Source organism: Streptomyces coerulescens (assembly GCF_042657965.1).
GTDB classification, from domain to species: Bacteria; Actinomycetota; Actinomycetes; order Streptomycetales; family Streptomycetaceae; genus Streptomyces; species Streptomyces coerulescens.
Map to the genome: position 1 here is coordinate 1 of NZ_JBHSKM010000047.1, position 24,098 is coordinate 24,098.

General features: G+C 71.3%; 21 protein-coding genes. 9 read left to right on the forward strand and 12 right to left on the reverse strand.

Annotated elements, in window-relative coordinates; genetic code table 11:
* Positions 1 to 557, reverse strand: a 557-nt coding sequence (locus ACFPQ9_RS41730; RefSeq protein WP_380865001.1) for a cbb3-type cytochrome c oxidase subunit I, incomplete at its 3' end; no start/stop codon positions are given.
* Positions 554 to 1,519 (reverse strand): aa3-type cytochrome oxidase subunit II, encoded by a 966-nt coding sequence (ctaC, locus tag ACFPQ9_RS41735; RefSeq protein ID WP_380865003.1) that lies wholly within the window; start codon positions 1,517 to 1,519, stop codon positions 554 to 556. The genes ACFPQ9_RS41730 and ctaC, both read right to left, overlap by 4 nt.
* A 288-nt stretch (positions 1,520 to 1,807) precedes the next feature.
* On the opposite strand from ctaC, the gene ACFPQ9_RS41740 reads away from it, so the two are divergent.
* The gene (locus tag ACFPQ9_RS41740; RefSeq protein WP_380865005.1) at positions 1,808 to 3,184 is read left to right on the forward strand and encodes a cysteine desulfurase/sulfurtransferase TusA family protein; all 1,377 of its coding nucleotides are present in this window, start codon (positions 1,808 to 1,810) and stop codon (positions 3,182 to 3,184) included.
* Between the two features lie 58 nt (positions 3,185 to 3,242).
* Here the strand turns inward: ACFPQ9_RS41740 and ACFPQ9_RS41745 are convergent, their stop codons facing one another.
* Positions 3,243 to 4,217 carry a carbohydrate kinase family protein gene (locus ACFPQ9_RS41745; RefSeq protein ID WP_380865007.1) on the reverse strand — a complete coding sequence of 325 codons (975 nt, stop codon included), beginning with the start codon at positions 4,215 to 4,217 and terminating at the stop codon, positions 3,243 to 3,245.
* Between the two features lie 130 nt (positions 4,218 to 4,347).
* On the opposite strand from ACFPQ9_RS41745, the gene ACFPQ9_RS41750 reads away from it, so the two are divergent.
* Together ACFPQ9_RS41750 and ACFPQ9_RS41755 are read left to right on the forward strand one after the other, a co-directional pair.
* Positions 4,348 to 4,557, forward strand: coding sequence for a hypothetical protein (locus ACFPQ9_RS41750; RefSeq protein ID WP_380865009.1), 210 nt, complete (start codon positions 4,348 to 4,350; stop codon positions 4,555 to 4,557).
* Between the two features lie 180 nt (positions 4,558 to 4,737).
* The gene (locus ACFPQ9_RS41755) at positions 4,738 to 6,603 is read left to right on the forward strand and encodes a hypothetical protein (protein ID WP_380865011.1); all 1,866 of its coding nucleotides are present in this window, start codon (positions 4,738 to 4,740) and stop codon (positions 6,601 to 6,603) included.
* Positions 6,604 to 6,673: 70 nt separating this feature from the next.
* Here ACFPQ9_RS41755 and ACFPQ9_RS41760 read toward each other — a convergent pair whose 3' ends face one another.
* Complete coding sequence (locus ACFPQ9_RS41760; RefSeq protein WP_031487357.1) at positions 6,674 to 7,030, reverse strand: iron-sulfur cluster assembly accessory protein; 357 nt, start codon at positions 7,028 to 7,030, stop codon at positions 6,674 to 6,676.
* A 291-nt stretch (positions 7,031 to 7,321) separates the two neighbouring features.
* On the opposite strand from ACFPQ9_RS41760, the gene nadA reads away from it, so the two are divergent.
* On the forward strand, positions 7,322 to 8,506 hold the full coding sequence (nadA, locus tag ACFPQ9_RS41765; protein ID WP_380865013.1) for a quinolinate synthase NadA: 1,185 nt from the start codon (positions 7,322 to 7,324) through the stop codon (positions 8,504 to 8,506).
* Between the two features lie 21 nt (positions 8,507 to 8,527).
* Here the strand turns inward: nadA and ACFPQ9_RS41770 are convergent, their stop codons facing one another.
* The 6 genes from ACFPQ9_RS41770 to ACFPQ9_RS41795 form a co-directional block, all read right to left on the reverse strand.
* Positions 8,528 to 10,771: a serine/threonine-protein kinase gene (locus ACFPQ9_RS41770; RefSeq protein WP_380865014.1), complete on the reverse strand. Its 2,244-nt coding sequence runs from the start codon at positions 10,769 to 10,771 to the stop codon at positions 8,528 to 8,530.
* A gap of 119 nt (positions 10,772 to 10,890) precedes the next feature.
* Complete coding sequence (locus ACFPQ9_RS41775) at positions 10,891 to 14,019, reverse strand: efflux RND transporter permease subunit (RefSeq protein ID WP_380865017.1); 3,129 nt, start codon at positions 14,017 to 14,019, stop codon at positions 10,891 to 10,893.
* A gap of 145 nt (positions 14,020 to 14,164) precedes the next feature.
* Positions 14,165 to 14,848 carry a response regulator gene (locus ACFPQ9_RS41780; RefSeq protein WP_380865019.1) on the reverse strand — a complete coding sequence of 228 codons (684 nt, stop codon included), beginning with the start codon at positions 14,846 to 14,848 and terminating at the stop codon, positions 14,165 to 14,167.
* 82 nt (positions 14,849 to 14,930) lie between these two features.
* Entirely contained in the window at positions 14,931 to 16,148 is a 1,218-nt protein-coding gene (locus tag ACFPQ9_RS41785) for a sensor histidine kinase (RefSeq protein WP_380865022.1), read from the reverse strand.
* 74 nt (positions 16,149 to 16,222) lie between these two features.
* Complete coding sequence (gene pspAA / locus ACFPQ9_RS41790) at positions 16,223 to 16,501, reverse strand: PspA-associated protein PspAA (RefSeq protein ID WP_380865140.1); 279 nt, start codon at positions 16,499 to 16,501, stop codon at positions 16,223 to 16,225.
* Positions 16,502 to 16,543: 42 nt separating this feature from the next.
* Positions 16,544 to 17,311, reverse strand: coding sequence for a PspA/IM30 family protein (locus ACFPQ9_RS41795; protein ID WP_260609300.1), 768 nt, complete (start codon positions 17,309 to 17,311; stop codon positions 16,544 to 16,546).
* 301 nt (positions 17,312 to 17,612) lie between these two features.
* Here ACFPQ9_RS41795 and ACFPQ9_RS41800 point away from each other — a divergent pair, with 301 nt between their 5' ends.
* The 3 genes from ACFPQ9_RS41800 (at position 17,613) to ACFPQ9_RS41810 (ending at position 20,211) form a co-directional block, all read left to right on the forward strand.
* Positions 17,613 to 18,251, forward strand: coding sequence for a DUF3043 domain-containing protein (locus ACFPQ9_RS41800; RefSeq protein WP_380865142.1), 639 nt, complete (start codon positions 17,613 to 17,615; stop codon positions 18,249 to 18,251).
* A gap of 83 nt (positions 18,252 to 18,334) precedes the next feature.
* Positions 18,335 to 19,075: a class I SAM-dependent methyltransferase gene (locus tag ACFPQ9_RS41805; protein WP_380865024.1), complete on the forward strand. Its 741-nt coding sequence runs from the start codon at positions 18,335 to 18,337 to the stop codon at positions 19,073 to 19,075.
* Between the two features lie 56 nt (positions 19,076 to 19,131).
* The gene (locus ACFPQ9_RS41810; protein ID WP_380865027.1) at positions 19,132 to 20,211 is read left to right on the forward strand and encodes a S1C family serine protease; all 1,080 of its coding nucleotides are present in this window, start codon (positions 19,132 to 19,134) and stop codon (positions 20,209 to 20,211) included.
* Positions 20,212 to 20,248: 37 nt separating this feature from the next.
* Here ACFPQ9_RS41810 and ACFPQ9_RS41815 read toward each other — a convergent pair whose 3' ends face one another.
* Positions 20,249 to 20,458, reverse strand: a complete 210-nt coding sequence (locus tag ACFPQ9_RS41815; protein WP_030967709.1) for a hypothetical protein — start codon at positions 20,456 to 20,458, stop codon at positions 20,249 to 20,251.
* A 115-nt stretch (positions 20,459 to 20,573) separates the two neighbouring features.
* Here ACFPQ9_RS41815 and ACFPQ9_RS41820 point away from each other — a divergent pair, with 115 nt between their 5' ends.
* On the forward strand, positions 20,574 to 21,776 hold the full coding sequence (locus ACFPQ9_RS41820) for a bifunctional adenosylcobinamide kinase/adenosylcobinamide-phosphate guanylyltransferase (protein WP_380865030.1): 1,203 nt from the start codon (positions 20,574 to 20,576) through the stop codon (positions 21,774 to 21,776).
* 175 nt (positions 21,777 to 21,951) lie between these two features.
* Here the strand turns inward: ACFPQ9_RS41820 and ACFPQ9_RS41825 are convergent, their stop codons facing one another.
* Entirely contained in the window at positions 21,952 to 22,758 is an 807-nt protein-coding gene (locus ACFPQ9_RS41825; protein WP_380865033.1) for a class I SAM-dependent methyltransferase, read from the reverse strand.
* A gap of 183 nt (positions 22,759 to 22,941) precedes the next feature.
* Between ACFPQ9_RS41825 and cobT the strand changes: the two genes are divergently transcribed.
* A complete protein-coding gene (gene cobT, locus ACFPQ9_RS41830; RefSeq protein WP_380865036.1) occupies positions 22,942 to 24,042 on the forward strand; it encodes a nicotinate-nucleotide--dimethylbenzimidazole phosphoribosyltransferase in 1,101 nt (366 codons plus the stop codon).
* The last annotated feature ends 56 nt before the right edge of the window (positions 24,043 to 24,098 follow it).

Genomic DNA, 24,098 nt, shown 5'->3' on the forward strand with positions numbered 1-24,098 from the left:
GTGCCGAAGCCGGAGAAGGCCAGGCCCATGATCCACAGGTCGGCGCCGATGCCGGGCGAGCGGACCGCGTCCGACAGCGGGCTGTAGGCGAACCAGCCGAAGTCGGCGGCACCGTCGGGGGTGAGGAAGCCGCCCACCGCGATGAGCGAGCCGAACAGGTAGAGCCAGTAGGCGAACATGTTCAGCCGGGGGAAGGCCACGTCCGGCGCGCCGATCTGGAGCGGCATGATCCAGTTCGTGAAGCCGGCGAACAGCGGCGTCGCGAACATCAGCAGCATGATCGTGCCGTGCATCGTGAACGCCTGGTTGAACTGCTCGTTCGACATGATCTGCAGACCGGGCCGGGCGAGCTCGGCGCGCATGAACAGCGCCATCACGCCACCGATCACGAAGAACGCGAACGACGTGACGAGGTACAGCGTTCCGATCGTCTTGTGGTCGGTGGTGGTGAGCCACTTGACCACGACGTTGCCGGGTTGCCTGCGCCGGACCGGCAGCTCGTTCTCGTACGAGTCCTCAGCTGCCGCGGCACCCTGGGGTTCGTTGAGGATGCTCACAGGTTGTTCGTCTCCCGGTTCTTCTCGTGGCTCGTCTGCGCGATGCCGGCGGGAACGTAACCGGTCTGCCCCTTCTTGGCGAGGTCCTTGAGGTGCTGCTCGTAGCGCTCGGGGGAGACGACCTTCACGTTGAACAGCATCCGGGAGTGGTCGACGCCGCACAGCTCGGCGCACTTGCCCAGGAAGGTGCCCTCCTTGTTGGGGGTCACCTCGAAGGCGTTGGTGTGGCCCGGGATGACGTCCTGCTTCATCAGGAACGGCACCACCCAGAAGGAGTGGATGACGTCACGCGAGGTGAGGACGAAGCGGACCGTCTTGCCCTTGGGCAGCCACAGGGTGGGACCCGGGTTGCCGGTCTGCGGGTTCCGGGTGCCGGGGGTGCCGGCGTCGTAGACACCGCCCGCGTTCGCCGGGAAGTCCTCCTTGAACCGGTCCGGAATGGCGGCCAGGTTCTTGTCGGTCTTCGCGTCGCCGGTCGAACCTTCGACGGGCTGGACGTAGTTGAAGGCCCAGCTCCACTGGAAGCCGACGACGTTGACGGTGACGTCGGGCTTGTCCTTGAGGCTGAGGAGCTTCGACTCGTCGCGGGCCGTGAAGTAGAACAGGACCGAGACGATGATGAGCGGGACCACCGTGTACAGCGCCTCGATCGGCATGTTGTACCGGGTCTGCGGAGGTACCTCGACCTTGGTGCGGCTGCGCCGGTGGAACATGGCGCTCCACAGGATCAGACCCCACACCAGCACGCCGACGGCGAGCGCAGCCGCCCAGGAACCCTGCCACAGGGAGAGGATCCGCGGAGCCTCTTCCGTGGTCGGGGTGGGCATACCAAGGCGGGGGAAGTCTTCCCAGTTGTACGAGCAACCGGTGGCTGTCGCCAGGACCAGGCCCGCGGTCATGCCTTGCAGCAGCTTCCGCCGCATCGGGCGCCGCGGCGAGCGGTCGGAGCCGTTGGGACTCACGTAGCGCCTTCCCGAGAGTCTCGCCCGCGCGGATCGGCTGCGGCCTGGCCTTCTCGCTGGTCGGTCGCCGCCCTGCGTCGGGCAGGGGTTTGGATGTTTATGCGGACCAAACCCTAGCCGACGCTCTCCGAGGGTTCGCGGGGAGGGGGGCCTAGTGAGGTGGGGGGTTCGCTTGATTGGCGGCTGCGGGTTGTTTGTGGCTTGTCGCGCCCCGCGGCGGAGCCGCAAATGTCACCGCCCCGCGCCCCTTTTGGGACGTTGTCGTGACCGGCGGTTTAGCGTTGCCGTGTGGGCTACTTTGACGCTGCTTCCAGTGCTCCTCTTCATGCTGTTGCTCGGCAGGCGCTTCAGGCCTCGTTCGACGACGGGTGGGCTGATCCCGCACGTCTGTATCGAGAAGGCCGTAAGGCCCGGATGCTGTTGGACGCGGCTCGGGAGGCGGCTGCCGAGGCTGTGGGGTGTCGGGCGGACGAGCTGGTGTTCACGTCATCCGGTACTCGGGCCGTGCACACCGGTGTCGCCGGGGTGCTGGCAGGACGCCGCCGGGTCGGGCGTCACCTGATCGTGTCCGCCGTCGAACACTCCTCTGTGCTCCATGCGGCTGACGCGCACGAGGCCGGGGGCGGGGTGGTCACGCAGGTGGCGGTGGACCGTGCAGGGGCCGTGAGCGTGGAGGCGTACGCGGATGCCCTCCGTCCGGAGACCGCGCTCGCGTGTCTTCAGTCGGCCAATCACGAGGTGGGCACCGAGCAGCCGGTGGCCGAGGTGGCCGCCGTGTGCCGGGAGGCCGGGGTGCCGTTGCTGGTGGACGCGGCGCAGTCACTGGGCTGGGGGCGGGTCGAGGGCGACTGGTCCGTGCTGACCGGGAGTGCCCACAAGTGGGGTGGCCCTTCGGGGGTCGGGCTGCTCGTCGTGCGCAAGGGGGTACGGTTCGCCGCGCAAGGGCCCGCGGACGAGCGGGAGTCGGGGCGGGCGGCCGGGTTCGAGAACATCCCGGCGATCGTCGCCGCGGCGGCCTCGCTGCGGGCGGTGCGGGCGGAGGCGGCCCAAGAGGCGGTACGGCTGCGGGAGCTGACGGAACGGATCCGGGCGCGGGTGCCGCGGCTGGTGCCGGACGTGGAGGTGGTCGGCGATCCGGCGCGCCGGCTGCCCGGGATCGTCACCTTCTCCTGTCTTTATGTCGACGGGGAGACATTGCTGCACGAGCTGGACCGTGCCGGTTTCTCGGTTTCGTCCGGCTCGTCCTGTACGAGCAGCACGCTGACGCCCAGCCATGTGCTGAAGGCGATGGGGGTGCTGAGCGAGGGGAACGTGCGGGTGTCGCTGCCGTTCGGGACGTCGGAGGAGGACGTGGAGCGGTTCCTGGAGGTGCTGCCGGGGGCGGTCGCGGGGGTGCGGGAAAAGGTGGGCGCCCCGGTCGCCGAAACTGTCGTGCGGGACGACGTGCTGGTGGTGGACTCCCTCGGCAAGCTCTGCCCGATCCCCGTCATCGACCTCGCCAAGGTCATCGGCGAGGTCCCGGTGGGCGGGCTGGTCCGCGTCCTCGCCGATGACGAGGCGGCCCGGCTGGACATCCCGGCGTGGTGCGAGATGCGCGGGCAGGAGTACGTGGGCGAGGAGCCGGCGGAGAAAGGAACGGCGTACACGGTCCGCCGGATGACGTGACCCACCCAGGGGCGCGGGGAACTGCGCGACCAGCCCCCACGCGCCCGCACCCGAAAACTCAGCCCAGGTGAGCCCGAACTTCCTCGCCGGCGTCATGCCCGTACGCCTTGGTGAACCGGTCCATGAAGTGCACGCGCCGCAGCTGGTACTCCTGCGTGCCCACCGTCTCGATGACGAGCGTCGCCAGCATGCAGCCGATCTGCGCGGCCCGCTCGAGGGAGACGTTCCAGGCGAGGCCGGAGAGGAACCCCGCGCGGAAGGCGTCGCCGACGCCGGTGGGGTCGGCCTTGCGCTCCTCCTCGGGGCAGCCGACCTCGATCGGGTCGTGGCCGGCCCGCTCGATGCGTACGCCGCGCGAGCCGAGGGTGGTGACGCGGTGGCCGACCCTGGACAGGATCTCCTCGTCCGACCAGCCGGTCTTGGACTCGATGAGCCCCTTCTCGTACTCGTTGGAGAAGAGGTAGGTCGCGCCGTCCAGCAGTATCCGGATCTCGTCGCCGTCCATCCGGGCGATCTGCTGGGAGAAGTCCGCGGCGAAGGGGATCGAGCGGGAGCGGCACTCCTCGGTGTGGCGGAGCATGCCCTCGGGGTCGTCGGCGCCGATGAGGACCAGGTCGAGACCGCCCACGCGGTCCGCGACGGTCTTCAGCTCGATCAGCCGGGCCTCGCTCATCGCGCCCGTGTAGAAGGAGCCGATCTGGTTGTGGTCCGCGTCGGTGGTGCAGACGAAGCGGGCGGTGTGCAGGGTCTCGGAGATACGGACCGAACCGGTGTCGACTCCGTGCCGGTCGAGCCAGGCCCGGTACTCGTCGAAGTCGGAGCCCGCGGCGCCGACGAGGATCGGCTTCGTGCCCAGCTGACCCATGCCGAAGGCGATGTTCGCGCCTACGCCGCCCCGGCGTACGTCCAGGTTGTCGACCAGGAACGACAGCGAGACCGTGTGCAGCTGGTCCGCGACGAACTGGTCGGCGAACCGGCCGGGGAAGGTCATGAGGTGGTCGGTGGCGATGGAGCCGGTGACTGCGATGCGCACGGCTGAGGTCTCCTGCGGGGAGGTGGAATTGACAATCCACGCTACCGTTCGTGACCGGGACACAGAAGCAGCCAAAAATACCTGATAGTAGATCTTTCTTCACGGGCTCAAGCGTGCGTACGGTGCCGCTATGACGAAAATCGAGGTCTGCGCCTCCGCTCCGGCCGACCCGGAGGTCGACCTGGCGTCACTGCTGGGTGACTGTGCGCGGATGGCTCCGCACTGGGCCGCTCCCGACCGGGTCCTTTCCCGCCCGGTCTCCCCCTCACTCATCCACGGGGTCACCGTGCCGCCGAGGTCGGCGCGCCTGCTGGACGCCATGTCCGACTACGGGGACTGACCGGGAGGCCGGTAGAACTCCGGGGCCCGGTCGGCGCCTTTTCAGGGAACCGTGCGCTCCCCCGCTGCGTCCCATCGGCGTCCCCCGTAAAGGGGATGCGGGATACGACCCGGCGGACCACCCTTTTGACAGGGTCTGGTCAGGGTCATGGGACATGTGCGCAGCCGAAGGAGCGATGCGGTGAACACCGAGCGACCCGACAACGACGACGCGGGCGCCTCCGGCAGGGACGCGGAGGAGGCACGGGCGGAGCAGACCGCCGCCGGTGCCGACGGGCTCGCCGCCGAGAGTGGGACGGCAGGCGGAGCTGCTGACGGCGAAGTCGAGGGGACCGTCGCCGGGGACGAGGAGGCGTCGCGCGACGCGGGTGCCTCGGGTGCCTCGGATGCCTCGGGCGAGGAGTCCGCTTCCGGCCGGGACAGCGCCTCGGAGGACTCCGAGGATGTCGCCGCGGATGCCGGATCCGCCGTGCCCGGTGCTCCCGTCGCGGCCGCCGCCGAGGTCCCCGCCGACGACGCCACCCCCGTCCACGAGCCGGACGACGTGCACGGCGGCGCCCGTCGCCGGTCCCCCGCGATCATCGCCTCCGTCGCCGCGGCCGTACTGCTCGTCGGGGGCGGTGGGGCCTATCTCGCCGCGAACGCGTCCGGCGGCTCGGACGGCGGTACGGCGTCCGGGGCGTCCGGCGGTGACACTCCCCCGCCGCTGCACCTCGACGGCTACACCGAGGGCGGTCGCGCCGGCACCGGCGGCATCGCGCCCGGGGAGCCCAACCCGTACGGCGCCACCTACAAGCCCGACGGCGATCTGCCGGACGGGCCCGGGTCGGCGGCGGTGTACCGGGCAGACGGCGAGGTCGGCGCGGACGAGGTGGCCCGGCTGGCCGAGGCGCTCGGGGTGGACGGTGCGCCGGTGGCGCAGGGGCAGACCTGGAAGGTCGGCGCGTCGGACGGGGCGGGGCCCAGCCTTCAGGTGAACAAGCAGGCGCCGGGGACCTGGACCTTCTACCGGTACGCGCCGGGCACGGACAACTGCGAGAGCACCACCGTGTGCGCGAAGGGTCCCGCCGACACTGCCGGCGACCCGGTGAGCGAGGACGTGGCGAAGAAGGCGGCCGCACCGGTCCTCAAGGCGGTCGGTCAGGATGACGCGAAGCTCGACGCGGGCCAGGTCATGGGCGCCCAGCGGGTGGTGAACGCCGATCCGGTGGTCGGGGGCCTGCCCACGTACGGCTGGACGACCGGGGTGACCGTGAATGCCCAGGGCGAAGTGGTCGGCGGAAGTGGCCAGTTGAAGGCGCCGGTGAAGGGGGACACGTACCCCGTGCTGAGCGCCGAGAAGACGCTCGGGCTGATGAACGCGACTCCGAAGGCCGACCACCGCATGGGCATCGGCGGCTGCGCCAGCCCCGTACCGCTGAAGGACCGCATGGAGGCGCCCTGCGGTGCTGAGGCGTCGATGTCGGCGTCCGGGTCGACGGGGACGCCCCCGGCGCAGGACACCATCACCGTGGAGAAGGCCGTGTTCGGGCTGGCCTCGCACTACGTGGACACCCGGCAGGCGCTGGTTCCCTCCTGGCTGTTCGAGGTGCGGTCGCAGGGCGCGCAGGACAGCTTCACGGTGACGTACCCGGCGATCGACCCGCAGTATCTGGCCTCGTCCACACCGACGCAGGAGCCGTCCGAGCAGCCCAGCCCGCGGCCGTCCGGGCCGAAGGACGACTCGACGGCGTCGCCGGTCATCCGGAACGTGGGCGTGGACGCCTACACGGCCGACGGCTCGGAGCTGACCGTCGCCTTCACCGGCGGCGTGTGCGCCGACTACAAGGTGACCGCGAGCGAGAGCGGTGACGAGGTGACGGTCCGGGTGACCGAGACCTCACAGCCGGACGAGGTCTGCATCCTGATCGCCAAGGTGTTCCACGAGACGGTGCAGCTCGACGAGCCGCTCGGGGACCGGAAGGTCGTGGGCACGGACGGCCGGGCGGTCCCGCTGGAGAAGCCCGGGACGCTCCCGGACGCACCCCGGTCGTCCGGGGCCCGGTAAGGGTTCCCGGACAAGGAAAGGCGGCGGCCCCGTCGGAGGGGGTCGCCGCCTTTTCGCGCAGGGGCGTGCCTCAGTTGAAGGAGTCGCCGCAGGCGCAGGAGCCCGTCGCGTTCGGGTTGTCGATCGTGAAGCCCTGCTTCTCGATGGTGTCGACGAAGTCGATGGACGCGCCGCCCAGGTACGGGGCGCTCATGCGGTCGGTGACGACCTTGACACCGCCGAAGTCCTTGACGACGTCCCCGTCGAGCGAGCGCTCGTCGAAGAACAGCTGGTAACGCAGGCCGGAGCAGCCACCGGGCTGAACGGCGACGCGCAGCGCCAGGTCGTCGCGGCCCTCCTGGTCGAGCAGTGCCTTGACCTTGGCCGCGGCGGCGTCACTCAGGATGATGCCGTCGGTGGCGGTGCTGGTCTCGTCCGATACGGACATCTACATCTCTCCCGGGTTGTACGGAGACTGCTTGCCGACGTGTGCAACCGCCGGTGCCACGGATTCATTCCGGGCCGAGCAACTTGTCTTTTCGACTGTCCATTCATGCTCGCACACGCGCGACGAAGCGAACAGCGACCCAATGGGGCCCGACGCCGGGATTGCGGGATTCACGTCACATCGACGCAATGGCCATCGTCAAAGTGACGTGAACCGGGTTATGATAGATAACGTCAGAACGACGAAAAGCACTCCCGCAAAACCTCCCGCAGAACAGAAAGGGTGCGTGTCGTGACCACCGCCCAGACCCAGGAGCTCGACGTACAGCCGACGCCCCTTGCCCTGCTGCTCCTCGGCCGTGAGGCCGACCCCAGGAGCGAGCGCGGCGTCGAGTGCCCCGGCGACCTTCCCTCGCCGTCCGACCCGGACCTGGTCGAGCGCGCCCGCGCCGCCAAGGAAAAGCTCGGCAGCAAGGTCTTCGTGCTCGGCCACCACTACCAGCGCGACGAGGTCATCCAGTTCGCGGACGTGACCGGTGACTCGTTCAAGCTGGCCCGGGACGCGGCCGCGCGCCCGGAGGCCGAGTACATCGTGTTCTGCGGCGTGCACTTCATGGCGGAGTCCGCCGACATCCTGACCTCCGACGACCAGAAGGTCGTCCTGCCCGACCTCGCCGCCGGCTGCTCCATGGCCGACATGGCCACCGCCGAGCAGGTCGCCGAGTGCTGGGACGTGCTGACCGAGGCCGGGATAGCCGAGCAGGTCGTGCCGGTGTCGTACATGAACTCGTCCGCCGACATCAAGGCGTTCACGGGCAAGCACGGCGGCACGATCTGCACCTCCTCCAACGCCGAGCGCGCGCTGGAGTGGGCCTTCGAGCAGGGCGAGAAGGTGCTCTTCCTGCCGGACCAGCACCTCGGCCGCAACACCGCGGTGCGCGACATGGGCATGTCCCTGGAGGACTGCGTCGTCTACAACCCGCACAAGCCGAACGGCGGGCTGACGGCCGACGAGCTGCGCGCCGCGAAGATGATCCTGTGGCGCGGCCACTGCTCGGTGCACGGCCGCTTCAGCCTGGACTCGGTGAACGACGTGCGCGAGCGCATCCCGGGCGTGAACGTCCTGGTCCACCCCGAGTGCAAGCACGAGGTCGTGGCCGCGGCGGACTACGTCGGCTCGACCGAGTACATCATCAAGGCCCTGGAGGCCGCCCCGGCCGGCTCCAAGTGGGCCATCGGGACCGAGCTGAATCTCGTACGGCGCCTGGCGAACCGTTTCGCGCCCGAGGGCAAGGAGATCGTCTTCCTCGACAAGACGGTCTGCTTCTGCTCGACGATGAACCGCATCGACCTGCCGCACCTGGTCTGGGCGCTGGAGTCGCTGGCCGAGGGCAACCTGGTCAACCGGATCGAGGTCGACAAGGAGACCGAGGCGTTCGCGAAGCTGGCGCTGGAGCGGATGCTGGCGCTGCCGTAGGTCGTGCCGTGGGCCCCGTGCTCACCCCGACACCGGTGTGCGGTCGGGGTGGGCGGGGTCGAGGGTGAAGACATCGCCGTCCGGGGTGGCGACGATCAGGGCGCCCTTGTGGAGCAGCACCTTGGTCTGCGACATGCCTCCCTGGCTCGTCACCCGCCGGGCACGCGGCAGGGTCTCCCACAGCCGCGTGCCCTTCTTCGTGTCGAGGGCGGCGACCCGGCCGCTCGCGCTGGCCAGGTAGACCACACGGGCGCGCGGGTCGTAGGTCACTCCGCTCGGCTGCTCCAGGCTGGTCCGGGTCTGCCACAGCCGCTCGCCCGTCCGGGCCGAAGCGGCGGTCACCTGGCCGGATGACGCGGCGAACCACAGCGTGCCGTCCGCCAGCGTGACACGGCCCTCGAACTCCTCCGCCAGCTCCGTCGTACGGGCCTCCCCGGTGTCCGGGTCGATCAGCCGGATCCGTGAGAACGGCCCCTGGACGCCGTCCCCCGACACGTTCCCCTGTTCGTCCTCGGCCAGGTCGAGGAAGAGCAGACGGCGGTCGTACGTCCCGACGAGGTTGCCGCGATTGGGCACCGTCAGACGCCGCGCCGTGCCGTCCGCCCGGTCCAGGGTCAGGAGCAGCGCGTCCTTGGAGGGCGCCATCTCCGGGCCGCACCGCAGGAGGAGGTCCGCCCCGACGCCTGTCGGGTCGCAGTACTGCCCGGCCGGCAGCGTCGCCGTCCAGCGCACGGCGCCGGTGCGCGGCGAGCGGGCGGCCACCGCGCCTTCGCCGCCGGCCGGCAGGACCACGAGACCGCCGGAGACCGTCGCGCCCATGGAACCGCCGGTCAGGGTGCGATGCCAGAGCGGCTCACCGGTCCCGGTGTCGAGGGCGGCGATCGTGGTGCCGGAGTCTCCTCCCGCGACGGGGGTGTATTCCTGCTGGACCAGCATCGCGTCGTCCACGACACCGAGGACCGAGAAGGTGTACGTGCCCTGGCTCCGGCCGGACGGCACCGCGTCGGCCCGCCAGGCGGTCCGTCCGGTCGGGCCGTCGAGGCGCATGGGCAGGACACCGTCACCCGCACAGTAGACGGCGCCTTCGTACAGCCGGCACTGCGGACCGCCGCCGAGCCCGCTCGCGCGGGCCGTCCCCTTCTTCACACCGCGTGCGGCGGTGGCGTCCACCGTCGTCTGCCAGGGCTTCCAGCCGGACGGCAGCGCCGCCCACCGGGAGGGCGCGGCGGTGTCGGCGCCCGTCTTGGCGTCGTCGTCCCCGAACCCGGGCCCCATCAGCAGATATCCCGTCAGCCCGAGGGCGAGGGCGCCGACCGTGCCGGCCGTGGCCCACGGGCGTACTCGTCCGCGGCGTCGAACGGGGGCCGCGGGGCCGGCGGCCGCGGCGGGCCGGGTGCGGACCATGGCCACCTCGTCCGTGCGCAGCGTCACGGTGGCGCGGTCGTCCTCGCCCGGCTCCGGCAGCACGGCCACGAACTCCCGTGCCAGTTCGTCCAGTCCGGGCCGGTCCGCGGGTTCCTTGGTCAGGCAGCGTTCCAGGACCCCATGGAGGGGCTGCGGCACGCCGTCCAGGACGGGGGCGTCGTGGACCACGCGGTAGGCGGTGAGGTAGGGGCTGTCGGCGTCGAACGGGCCCCGGCCGGCGATCGAGTAGACGAGGAGGGCACCCATGGAGAAGACGTCGGAGGCGGGGCCCACCGAGCGGGCGTCGGTGAGCTGTTCCGGCGACATGAACGGCGGGGTGCCGATCATCTGGCCTGTCTCGGTCAGGGTGTTGTGGTTCTCGGCCGCGCGGGAGATGCCGAAGTCGATGACGCGGGGGCCGTCCTCGGCCATCAGGACGTTGGCGGGCTTGAGGTCGCGGTGGACGACACCCGCCCGGTGGATGTCCCGCAGCGCCTCGACCAACCCGAGCGCCAGGCGCCGCAGTTCGGCCCCCTTGAGCGGGCCCCCGTCGCGGATCCGGGCGGCGAGGGAGGGTCCGGGCACGTACTGGGTCGCCATCCAGGGCCGTACCGCGTCGGCGTCGGCGTCCAGCACCGGGGCGGTGAAGGCACCGCTGACCTTGCGGACGGCGTCGATCTCCTGCCGGAAGCGGGCGCGGAAGACGGCGTCCTCGGCGTACTGCGCGTGCACCACCTTGACGGCGACCTCACGCCCCGAGCGTGCCCGGCCCCGGTAGACGACGCCCATGCCCCCGGATCCGAGCCGGCCGACGAGCCTGTACCCACCGACCGACTTCGGATCGTCCTTGTGCAGCGGCACGCCCGGTACCCCTCCCCCGTGATGCAGTCCGGGGCTCAGGATACGTAACGCGGAAACGACGGTGGCCGGGTCCCGAACCGCACCGTGCGGTTCGGGACCCGGCCACCGAGGGCGCCTGATCAGACGCCCGCCGGCTCCGGCTCGTCCGCGGACGGAGTCGGCGGGGTGCCGGCCTTCTTCGCCCGCTTCGCCGCGCGCTTCTTGGCCCGGCGCTCTTTGCGGAGCTCCAGCATCGCGTAGAGCGTCGGCACGAGGAGCAGGGTCAGCAGGGTCGACGTGATCAGACCGCCGATCACCACCACGGCCAGCGGCTGGGCGATGAAGCCGCCCTCGCCGGTGACGCCCAGGGCCATCGGCAGCAGGGCGAAGATCGTCGCCAGGGCCGTCATGAGGATCGGGCGCAGCCGGTGCCGGCCACCCTCGATCACCGCCTCGACGACGCCGTAACCCTGCTTGCGGTACTGGTTGATGAGGTCGATGAGCACGATCGCGTTCGTCACCACGATGCCGATCAGCATCAGCATGCCGATCATCGCGGGGACGCCCATCGGGGTGCCGGTCGCCACCAGGAGGCCGATCGCGCCGGTCGCCGCGAACGGGATCGACACCAGCAGGATCAGCGGCTGCGCCAGCGAGCGGAACGTCGCCACCAGCAGCATGAAGACGATCGCGATGGCCGCCAGCATCGCCAGGCCCAGGTTGGCGAACGCCTCGTCCTGGTCCTCGGAGACACCGCCGATCGAGGCCGTCGCACCCGCCGGGAGCGTCAGCTGGTCGATCTTCGACTGGAGGTCCGCGCTCACCGCGCCTGTGTTGTCGCCGGTCGGCTTCGCGGTGATGGTGGCCGCGCGCTGCCCGTCGATCCGGGTCATGGAGACCGGGCCGTCCACCAGCTTCACGTCCGCGATGTCACCCAGCTTCACCGGGCCCAGACGCAGGCCCTCGAGCTGCTTCAGCGTCGTCGCCGGCTTGGCCGACCGGATGACGATGTCGCGCTCGGTGTCGTCCAGGGTCGCCTGGGCGGCCGTGTTGCCGCGCACCGCCTGGGCGACGGCGAGACCGAGGGTCTGGTCGTTGAAGCCCGCCGCGGCCGCCTTGTCGTTGGCCTTCACCGAGATGCGCGGCACGCTCTGCGCCAGGTCACTGGTGACGTCGGTGACGTCGTCCAGCCCCGCCACCGCCTCGCGGACCTGCTCGGACGCTTTGCGCAGCACGTCCCCGTCGGCCGCCTTCACGACGACGCTCAGGTCCTGGGCGCCGAAGCCGTCACCGGCGGCGATGGTGGTGGTGCCGACGCCGTCGAGCTTCTTCAGGCCCGTCTCGATGCGGTCCTGGACGTCGTCGAAGGACGCGGAATCCTCCAGCATCACCTGGTACGACGCCTGATTGGTGTCGGTGCCGCCGCCGAAGGCCGCCATGAAGCCGGACGAGCCGATGGTGACCTGGTAGTCCTTGACGCCCTTGGTGTCGGCGAGGAGCCGCTCGACCTTCTTGGCCTGCTCGTCGGTCGCGGCCAGGCTGGTGCCGGGCTTGAGCTCCTGCTTGACGGTGAGGACTTCCTGCTCGCCCTGGTCGAAGAAGTTCGTCTTCAGCAGCGGCGCCATGCCGAACGTGCCGACCAGGATGACGATCGCCAGCAGCACGCTGGTCAGCCGGCGCCGCGTCGCGAACCGCAGGACGGGGACGTAGATGCGCTGGAGCCTGCTCTTCGCCTCCTTCTCCTCGGCGATCCGGCGCGCCTCGTCGGCGTCCTCGGGGGTGCCCTTCGGGGCGCGCAGGAACCAGTACGACAGGACGGGCACGACCGTCAGCGACACCAGCAGCGACGCAAGGAGCGCGGCCGTCACGGTCAGGCTGAACGAGCCGAACAGCTCGCCCACCATGCCGCCGACCAGGCCGATCGGCAGGAACACCGCGACCGTGGTGAGCGTCGAGGAGGTCACCGCGCCGGCGACCTCGCGGACCGCCTTGATGATGGCGTCCTCGCGCTCCTCGCCGTAGCCGAGGTGCCGCTTGATGTTCTCCAGGACCACGATCGAGTCGTCGACGACCCGGCCGATGGCGATGGTGAGCGCGCCGAGCGTCAGCATGTTCAGGGAGAGGTCCCTGGTCCACAGGACGATCAGGGCCAGCACGACGGAGAGCGGGATGCTCACCGCGGTGACCAGCGTCGAGCGGATCGACGCCAGGAAGACCAGGATGATCAGCACCGCGAAGAGCAGACCGAGCGCGCCCTCCGTGGTCAGACCGTCGATGGACTTCTTCACGGCCGGGCCCTGGTCGCTGACCACGGTGACCGTGGCGTCCGAGCCGAGGTCCGCCCGGATCTCCGGAAGCTTGTCCTCGACGGCGTCCGAGATGGCGACCGCGCTGCCGTCGCGGTCCATGGTGACCGCGACCGCGAGGGACGGCTTGCCGTCGGTGCGGGTGAGGGAGTCGGCCGGGGCCTGCTCCTGCTTCACGGAGGCGACGGAGCCGAGGCGGACCGGCTTCTTGCCGGCGCCGGGCTCGCCGCTCACCATCAGGTCCTCGATCTGCTTCAGCGAGGTGAAGCCGCCGCCGACCTGGACGGTGCGGTTGCTGCCGTCCTCGTCGAAGGAGCCGGCCGGCACGGTGGCGCCGCCCGCCTGAAGGGCCTGGGAGACGGACTGCGCGGTCAGACCGGACTTCGCCAGCTTGGCGTCGTCGGGCGTGACGGTGACCTGGAGGTCGCGCACACCGTCGACGGTGACCTGGCCGACACCGTCGATGTCCTTCAGGTCCGGCACGAGGGTCCGGTCGAGCTGGTCGGCCAGGGCCTGCTGGTCCTTGCTGGAGGTGACCGCGAGGACGACGGTCGGGATGTCGTCCGTGGAACCGGCGATGACCTGCGGGTCCACGTCGTCGGGCAGCTGGACGCGGGCCCGGTTGACGGCCTGCTGGACGTCGGCGACCAGCTGCTGGGTGTCGGGGCCGTAGTCGAAGGACGCCATGATGACGGCGTTGCCCTCGCTGGCCGTGGAGGTGACGCCGGTGATGCCGTCGACGGCTTCGAGGCTGTCCTCGATCGGCTCGACGACCTGCTTCTCGACCACGTCCGGCGACGCGCCCTGGTACGGCGCGAGGACCGACACCATGGGCAGTTCGATGGAGGGCAGGAGCTGCTGCTTGAGCTGGGGTATCGCGATCGCGCCGAAAGCGATCGCGATGATCGAGATCAGGCCTATCAGGGCGCGTTGGGCGAGGCTGAATCGGGACAGCCAGGACATGGGTGAGGGTCTCTCTCTTCTGTGAGCGGCAGAAGCGGGAAGCGTCCGCCCCTACACCCTGAGCCATCCAGAAGCCCGGTTTCGTAGGCCCCAGGTCCATTTCCTTATACGGCGCATACTCCGGCCGCAGTACGCCCGGTGGAGTTCACTCCACCCTTGGACGTACCAGCCCCGACTCGTACGCGATCACCACGAGCTGGGCCCGGTCGCGGGCGCCGAGCTTGGACATGGCCCGGTTGACGTGCGTCTTCACGGTCAGCGGGCTGACCTCCAGGCGCTCGGCGATCTCGTCGTTGGAGTGCCCGCCGGCGACCTGGACCAAGACCTCGCGCTCACGGCCGGTGAGGGCGTCGAGCCGTTCGGCGCGCGCCGGGTCGCGGTCGTCGTCGGCGCCGTCGCCCTGGGCGAGGAAACGGGCGATGAGGCCCTTGGTCGCGGCCGGGGACAGCAGCGCCTCGCCGCCCGCGGCGACGCGGATGGCGCTGAGGAGTTCCTCGGGTTCGGAGCCCTTGCCCAGGAAGCCGGAGGCGCCGGCGCGCAGGGACTGCACGACGTAGTCGTCGACTTCGAAGGTGGTGAGGATGACCACGCGGACATGGGCGAGGGCCGGGTCGGCGCTGATCATGCGGGTGGCGGCGAGGCCGTCGATGCCGGGCATCCGGATGTCCATCAGGACGACGTCCGCGCCCCGCTCCTTGGCGAGCCGCACCGCCTCCGCCCCGTCGGACGCCTCACCGACGACCTCCATGTCGGGCTCGGAGTCGACCAGCACGCGAAAGGCGCTGCGGAGCAGGGCCTGGTCGTCGGCGAGCAGGACGCGGATGGTCATGCGGAGTCCTCAGCGGGGCGCGGTACGGACGGCTTGGTGATACGACAACTGCCGCGGGGGGCTGGTGAGTTCCGCGGCATCGTCATACGGCGTCCTCCGCGGCGCGGGTCCGGCTCTTGACCGGCAGGATCGCATGGACGCGGAAGCCGCCGCCGTAGCGGGGGCCGGTGGTGAGGGTGCCGCGCAGGGCGGTGACGCGTTCGCGCATGCCGAGCAGTCCGTGACCGCCGCCCTCGGTCGGGTCGTCGTCGCCGGCGCCGTTGTCGAGGACGGTGATCTCGACGTTCGGCCCCACCCGTACGACGCTCACCTCGGCCTTGGCGTCCGTGCCCGCGTGCTTCTGCACATTGGTCAGCGCCTCCTGGATGACCCGGTAGGCGGCCAGGTCCACGGCGGCCGGCAGGGTGGTGCCCTGGTCGGCACGGGCGACCTCGACCGGGAGGCCGGCGTTGCGGAAGGTGCCCGCGAGTTCGTCGAGGCGGTCGAGGCCGGGGGCGGGTTCGGTGGGCGCCTCGGGATCGCCGGACTGCCGCAGCAGGCCGACCGTGGCCCGCAGTTCGTTGAGCGCGGAGCGGCTCGCCTCGCGTACGTGGGCGAGGGCCTCCTTGGCCTGGTCGGGCCGCCGGTCCATGACATGGGCGGCGACGCCGGCCTGCACATTGACCAGGGCGATGTGGTGGGCGACGACGTCGTGCAGGTCCCGGGCGATACGCAGCCGCTCCTCGGCGACGCGGCGGCGGGCCTCCTCCTCGCGGGTGCGCTCGGCCCGTTCGGCGCGCTCACGGATCGCGGCGACCACGGCGCGGCGGCTGCGGACGGCGTCGCCGGCGGTTGCGCCGATGCCGGTCCAGGCGAAGATCGCGAGGTTCTCCTGGGCGTACCAGGGCAGTGGGCCGGCGAGCATCGCCGCACCGGTGAGCACGGTGATGGTGAGCAGGCCGACGCGCCAGGTGGTGGTGCGGTCGGTGGTCGAGGCGACGGTGTAGAGGGCGATGACCGCGGACATGGCGACCGGGGCGCGTGGGTCACCGGTGACGGACTCCACGAGGGAGACCGCGCCGGTGACGGCGAGCACCGTCATGGGCGCGCGGCGGCGGAAGGCCAGGGCCGTGGAGCCGACGGTGATGAGCAGGAGGCTGAGCAGGTCCGGGGTGCGCAGGGCCCAGGTGACCCCGTACTTCCCGTGCGGGTCCACGAACGAACCGGCGACCATGCAGGCGAGCACACCCGTCGCCAGCGCCGTGTCCAGCGCCATGGGGTGCGCCTTGAGGTGCCGCCTGGCGCGTTCGAGGGTGCTCACGCTGAATTACGGTACGGCGTGCCCGCGGGGGTGGGAACGGGGGTCGAACTGGAGGTTTCTCACGTCGGAGGGGCTCACCCCGGGATCAGACCGTCGTCGCTCAGCAGTTCCCGGACCTCCTCCAAGGTGGCGTCCGGGGACGGCAGGATCAGTTCCGACGGTTCGAGGGAGTCGTCGGGCAGGGGCGCGCCCAGTTCACGGACCTTGGACAGGAGTGCGGTGAGGGTGCGGCGGAAGCCGGGGCCGTCGCCGTTCTCCATCTCCGCGAGGAGCTCGTCGTCGAGCTTGTTGAGCTCGGGCAGATGACTGTCGGACAGCGTCACCTGCCCCTCACCCATGATCCGGACGATCATGTCGCCCATCGCGCCCTCCTAGGCGTGGGCCCCGGACGTCGGCTACTGCTTGTCGAAGCGCGGGGTGTCCTGCGGCTGCTGCTGGGACTGCTGGCCCGAGCCGCCCTCGATGGCCTGCTGGCCGGCCGACGGGCCTCCCGCCAGCTCCGCCTTCATGCGCTGCAGTTCCAGCTCTACATCCGTACCACCGGAGAGCCGGTCCAGCTCGGCCTGGATGTCGTCCTTGTGCATACCGGACTGGTCGTCCAGGGCGCCCGAGGCGAGCAGCTCGTCGATGGCTCCGGCGCGAGCCTGGAGCTGGGCGGTCTTGTCCTCGGCCCGCTGGATCGCCAGGCCGACGTCGCCCATCTCCTCGGAGATGCCGGAGAACGCCTCGCCGATCCGGGTCTGGGCCTGGGCCGCGGTGTACGTGGCCTTGATCGTCTCCTTCTTCGTGCGGAAGGCGTCGACCTTGGCCTGGAGCCGCTGGGCCGCGAGGGTGAGCTTCTCCTCCTCGCCCTGCAAGGTCGCGTGCTGGGTCTCCAGGTCCGTCACCTGCTGCTGGAGGGCGGCGCGGCGCGAGAGCGCCTCGCGGGCCAGGTCCTCACGGCCCAGCGCGAGCGCCTTGCGGCCCTGGTCCTCCAGCTTCGACGACTGCTGCTGGAGTTGGTTCAGCTGGAGCTCCAGGCGCTTGCGCGACGTGGCGACGTCGGCGACGCCGCGGCGCACCTTCTGGAGCAGCTCCAGCTGCTTCTGGTACGAGTAATCGAGGGTCTCGCGCGGGTCCTCGGCCCGGTCAAGGGCCTTGTTCGCCTTCGCGCGGAAGATCATCCCCATACGCTTCATGACACCGCTCATGGGCTTCGCGCGCCCCCTTCTGACGTCCAGCTCCAGCTCTGCGACAGAACCCACAGTACGGGCCCTGCATCCATTGACGCACTGTTCGGGGACGGATGCGCTCATCCCCAAGGACGACTGCCCACGATCCCGCTCCGGCGTAAGGAGTAGGTGACTCCCGGGTGCCCACCCGGTGCCGCCCACGTGCCTCCCCCGTGGCCGCCGGACGAACCGTCTGCGACGTCCCCTCTGTCCCCTTACGACGACTGGTGTTGCCGGATCGTTCCCCACGGGGCTGGGGTCCAACCCCGGGCACCCCGTACCCTTGGGTTTTGTGTTCCGTAGCCGTGCGAAGGAAGAGAAGGCCCAGTCCGCCGACAAGGCGCTGGTGACCGACTCCAACGAGACCCGTCACCCCGAGGCCCCGAAGGGCCGCCCCACGCCCAAGCGCAGTGCGGCCCAGTCGCAGCGCCGCAGCGTGGCCAACACGTCGATGACGCGCAAGGAGGCCGCCAAGCGCGGGCGTGAGGAGCGCCGTGCCGCCCTGGAGAAGCAGCGCCAGGCGCTGGCCGGGGGCGACGAGCGGTATCTGCCGGCCCGGGACAAGGGTCCGGTCCGCAAGTTCGCGCGTGACTTCATCGACTCGCGTTTCAACATCGCGGAGTTCTTCCTGCCGATGGCCGTGGTCATCCTCGTGCTGAGCATGGTGCAGGTGCCCGCGTTGCAGAACATCGCGCTGCTGCTGTGGCTGGTCGTGATCGTCCTCATCGTGCTGGACTCGGTCGTCACCGGCTTCCGGATCAAGAAGCGGCTCGCCGAGCGCTTCCCGGACGACAACAAGCGCGGCGCCGTCGCCTACGCGCTGATGCGCTCCCTCCAGATGCGCCGGCTCCGGCTGCCGAAGCCGCAGGTCAAGCGCGGAGAGCGGCCCTGAGCGCAGCTGCTGTCCCCGGGGGCGCGGCCGATGCCCGGCTCAGTAGGCCGGGTGGGCTGCGTGAAGTCGTACGACAGGAGCTGGTGGCCCGGCAGCTCGACGAGCAGATAGCCGGGCGCTTCCCGGTCGGGCAGCGGCTGCGGGTGCTCGACGTCGGGATGGGCGGCGGTACGCAGGCGCTGCGGCTGGCCCGCGCCGGGCACCAGGTGACCGGTGTCGAGCAGGACGCGACGCTGATCGCGGCGGCCCGCGAGGAGCTGACCGGCGAGCCGGAGGGGATCCGGGAGCGGGTGCGGCTGGTCCAGAGCGACGGCCGGGACACCGGCGTCCACTTTCTGCCGGGCAGCTTCGACGTCGTGTTGTGCCACGGCGTGCTGATGCACATCGAGGAGCCCGACCCGATGCTGGCCGGGCTGGCCCGGATGCTCGCGCCGGGCGGGCTGCTGTCGCTGCTCGTGTGCAACGGCGACGCGCTCGCGATGCGGCCCGGGCTGTCCGGGGACTGGTCCGCGGCGCTGTCCGCCTTCGACGCCACCGCCCAGCTGCCCCATCCGCGGGCGACCTCGGACGACGGCGGGAGCCCCGTGCGGCCCGGAGCCGATGTGCGGGCGGACCGGCTGTCGGACCTGACGGCGACGCTCGCGGGGATCGGGGCGCCGCTGCACGCCTGGTACGGGGTGCGGGTGTTCACCGACACGGCGGCGGACGAGGCCGGGATCCCGGCGGACGTAACGGCGCTGCTGGCGGTCGAGGAACGCGCCGGGAAGGCCGATCCCTATCGGAGCGTGGCGGCGCTGCTGCATCTGTGCGGAGTGCGCGGCTGATCCCGTTCGGGTGAGCAGCACGCGCCGGACGCCTGCCCCGCGGCGAGACTCGGGGCATGGATGCTCGCCGTTTGCGTACCCGGCGACCGGTCGTCGCGGTCCTCGCCCTGCTGTGCTGCCTCGGCCTCCTCTCCGCCTGTTCGTCCTCCCCTGCGTCGCATGACGAGGGGGACTCGACGACCCAGGCCGCCCTGCCGCGGACGGTCCGGGCGGTGGACGACCTCCAGGACGGCTATCTGCGGGTGATCAGGGACGTGCTGCCGTCGGTCGTGCAGATCCAGGGCAGACGGGACCTGGGGTCGGGCGTGGTCTACGACGACGAGGGGCACATCGTCACCAACGCGCATGTCGTCGGCGACGAGAAGACCTTCCGTGTGACGACCGCCAACAACGAGAACGAGCTCACCGCGCACCTGGTGTCCTCCTACCCGCAGCAGGACCTCGCCGTGGTCAAGCTGGACGACCCGCCGGACGGGCTGAAGGCGGCGAAGTTCGGGGACTCCTCGAAGGTCGAGGTGGGGCAGATCGTGCTGGCGATGGGTTCGCCGCTCGGGCTGTCGTCCAGCGTGACGCAGGGCATCGTCTCGGCGACCGGACGGACCGTCACCGAGGGCGGCGGTAACGGCGGTACGGGCGCGACCATCGCCAACATGGTGCAGACGTCGGCGGCCATCAACCCCGGCAACAGCGGCGGCGCCCTGGTGAATCTCGACAGTGAGGTCATCGGCGTGCCGACCCTGGCCGCCGTCGACCCCAACGTCGGGGACAGCGCGGCGCCCGGCATCGGGTTCGCGATCCCGGCGTCGACCGTGCGCAACATCGCCGACCAGATCATCGAGGACGGCAGGGTCACCGACTCGGGCCGGGCGGCGCTCGGCATCACCGGCCGTACGGTCGTCGACGACGACTTTCAGGCGGCGGGCGTGGCCGTGGTCGAGGTGGAGGAGGGCGGGGCGGCCGACGAGGCGGGTCTGCGGCCCGGGGACATCATCACCCGGCTGGGGGACACGGACATCACCACCATCACCTCGCTGTCCGAGGCACTGGCCGGCGACAAGCCGGGAGACCGGACGACGGTCACCTACACCCGCGACGGCGACGAGAACAAGGCCGATGTGACGCTGGGTGAGCAGTGACGGGGGCGAAGGGGTGTGCCCCTCGCCCCCCGTCCGGTCACGCCTCGGCGTGCAGACTCATCGGCCCGTAGATCTCCGTGGCGTCCTCGAACAGCCGCACCTGGTCCGCGCCGCCCTCCTGAAGTGCCTTCCAGTGCTCCCCGATCCAGGATTCGGCGTCCCCCTGGGTGGTGAACTCCTCGGGCTGCACCGCGGGCTGGATCTCCGCCCCGTCGGCCTTCTCGAACCGCCACGTCCATGCCGCCATGTACGCCTCCAAGGTGTCAGCACGTTGAGTGCACCAGCGTATGCGGTTCGTGTGCGTCTGCTCCTTAGGGGGCCTCCATCACGCGGGACGGACGGCGAGCGGCGAAAATCAGTGCGTGGAACTGACTCTCCTCGGCACCGGTGCCCCCGCGGGACTCCCCCGCCCCGACTGTCCGTGCGCGGCGTGTGCCAGTGCGCTCGGTGGGGCCGCGCGTGCGGCCACAGCGCTGCTCGTGGACGGGGCGCTGCTGCTCGATCTGACGCCCGGGGCGGCGTTCGCGGCGGCACGCGCCGGGCGTTCGCTGGGCAACGTACGGCAGGTGCTGCTGTCGCATCCGCACGACGGGCCCGCCGTCGAGGTGCCGGCCGGGCTGCCGCAGCCCGGGCGGGTGCCGGACGGGCGGGAGTTGGCGCTGCTGACGGGGCATCGGGTGCGGGCGGTGGCGATGGACGCGCCGGGCACCGGGTACGCGGTGACCGGGCCGGACGGGCAGCGGCTGCTGTATCTGCCGCCGGGGGGTGCGCCGGCCGGGCTGGAGAACGGGTCCGACGGGATGTACGACATGGTCGTCGCCGATGTGGTGGGGCGGCCGGACGCCCTGGCCAAGCTGCGGGCGGTGGGGGCCGTCGGGCCGACGACGGACGTCGTCGCCGTCCATCTGGACCATGACGCGGCGCCGGGCGCGGAGTTGCGGCGCAGGCTGGCCGCGGCGGGCGCGCGGGCCGTGCCGGACGGGACGACGCTGGAAGTGGGGGCGTACGAGGACGTGCCGGACGTGCCGCGGCGGACCCTGGTGGTGGGCGGTGCCCGGTCGGGCAAGTCGGTCGAGGCGGAGCGGCGGCTGGAGTCGTTCCCGGATGTGCTGTACGTGGCGACCGGGGGCACGCGGGGCGGTGACAACGAGTGGGCCGCGCGGGTGGCCCTGCACCGGGAGCGGCGGCCGGGGTCGTGGCGTACGGCGGAGACGTGCGACCTGGTACCGCTTCTCTCCGAGGGTGGGGCGCCGTTGCTGATCGACTGTCTGTCGCTGTGGCTGACGGATGCGATGGACTCCGTCGGGGCGTGGGACGACGCCGTCTGGGCGGACGGCGGGGAGAAGGCGCTCCGGGAGCGGGTCCAGGCCCTTACGCAGGCCGTGAGGGCGACACGGCGGACTGTTGTCGCCGTGTCGAACGAGGTGGGGTCGGGGATCGTGCCGGCCACGGCGTCGGGGCGGCGGTATCGGGATGAGCTCGGGCGGCTCAACGCCGCGTTCGCGGGTGAGTGCGAGCAGGTTGTTCTGGTGGTGGCGGGACAGGCGGTTGTGCTTCGCGGGTGACGTCTACTGGTTCGCCGGGTTCGCCGGGTTCGCCGGGTTCGCCGAGGAGGGTGCCGCGGATTGTCGTCGTGCGTCTGCGGCCTCGTCGTGGCTTGTCGCGCCCACGCGGCGGAGCCGCAAATCGATACAGCCCCGCGCCCCTTCAGGGGCGCCCCGGCCGGCGGTGTTTCGGGTTTCAGGTCGGGTCCTTGCGGGCGATGACTCTGTAGGCGTTCGAGAAGCGGGTGGCGCGCAGGAACGGGGCCAGGAGGTGGTCCAGGATCCAGGCCGCGGCCACCAGGGGCGAGCCGAGGCCCGACAGCAGTGACGGCAGCAGGTGGGACAGGATCAGTGAGGTCGTGGCCGCCAGGTCGTAGGGGATGTGCGCGGTGCGGTGGCCCGTCGCGATGATGGTGCAGCCCTGGGCCGTGAGTTCCTCGCACAGGGTGTCCATGGGCAGCAGGTGGATGTGGCCCGGGGGGCTGTGCGGGACCCAGAGTCTGCCGAGCAGGGCCGCGAACAGACAGTGCGGGTTGGGGAGTTCGAGGATGAGGTGGCCGCCTGGGCGCAGGGCCGCGAGGGCGGCGCGGAGTTCCTCGCGGGGGTCCCGGGCGTGTTCCAGGTGGCGGAACATGCTGACGACGTCGTAGCGGGCGCGCAGGCGGGCCGTGACGCGCGGGTCGGTGAGGCTGCCGACATGGGCCTCCTCGACCCGTTCGGCCAGCCGCCCGTGCAGGACGCGGTAGGTCGGGTCCAGGCCGTCGAACGACGTGTAAGGGAAGACCTCCTTCGCCGTCTCCGGGAAGCGGGCGTATCCGGTGCCCACATCCAGCCAGCTCTCCGGCTCGGGGAGGGCGAGCGCCAGGCGGGCCGCGGCGCGCAGCCGGCGCGGCCCGCGCCGGGTGAGTCCCAGGTGGCGCGGGACGTAGGTGTGTTCCCGGCACCCGGCGGGGGTGAACGCGCAGTCGGCGTGGGGGCGTTCGGGGGGTGCGGTCGCGGTCATGGCGGCTCCCGGGCGTACGGCGAGGGCGGTGCGAGCATGCCCCGACAATCCATTGCAAAACGGAACGTATGGGATGAAGATCTTGGGTGCAACGACGTGGCGTGGATACGGGGGTGACGTGGCGAAGCCCGCGGTGGCCATGTGGCGGCGTTCTGTTCGACCGGTGCCGGTACTGTTCGGCGAATGAGCTCGCTTAATCTCGACGACTTCTCCGACCTGATCGAGCGCCCCGACGGTGGGGTGCGCCGTGACGCCGAGGCGCGCCGTGAGCGTCAGATCGTGCCGCCCGGGGCGCTGGGCCGCCTGGACGAACTGGGCGAGTGGCTGGCGGCGGCGCAGTCCGCGGTGCCGGTGCGGCCGATCGAGCGGCCGCGGGTCGTGCTGTTCGCCGGTGACCACGGCGTCGCGGAGCTGGGCGTGTCGGCGCGGCCGGCGGGCGGCGCAGGGGAGTTGGTGCGGGAGATCCTGGCGGGCGGGCGGCCCGTGTCGGTGCTGGCGCGGCGGCTCGGGGTTCCGGTGCGGGTCGTCGACATGGCGCTGGACTGCGATCCGGACTCGCTCCCGGAGACGGTCGTACGGCATCGGGTGCGGCGCGGCAGCGGCCGTATCGACATTGAGGACGCGCTGACGCCGGAGGAGGCCGAGGCGGCCTTCCGCGCCGGGGTCGCGGTCGCCGACGAGGAGGGCGACTCCGGTACGGATCTGGTGGTGCTGGGCGATGTGAGCGTCGGCGGGACCACGGCGGCGGGGGTGCTGGTCGCCGCGCTGTGCGGGACCGACGCGTCCGTGGTGACCGGGCGGGGTGGCCTCGCCATCGACGACCTCGTGTGGATGCGCAAGTGCGCGGCGATCCGGGACGCGCTGCGCCGGGCCCGGCCGGTGCTCGGGGACCAGCTCCAGCTGCTAGCGACGGTGGGCGGGGCCGACCTCGCCGCGATCACCGGGTTCCTGCTGCAGTCCGCGGTGCGGAAGATGCCGGTGGTGCTGGACGGGGTCGTGGTGGCCGCCTGTGCGCTGGTGGGGCAGCGGATCGCGTTCCGGGCGCCGGACTGGTGGCTGGCCGCGCACGACAGCGGGGAGCCGGGGCAGGCCAAGGCGCTGGACCGGATGGCCCTGGAGCCGCTGCTCGACCACGGGGTGCGGGTCGGCGAGGGCGCCGGGGGTCTGCTGGCGCTGCCGACGGTCCAGGCGGCCGCGGCGCTGGCGGCGGAGCTGCCGGAGCGGCCGGAAGAGGTGGCGGAGCCGGCGAAGCCGGAGGATTCCGAGGCGCCGGAAGCCGAGTAGAGCCCTACGTCAGGGGAAAGGCGCCGGGAATCGTGACGAGAGTGGACATATGATCC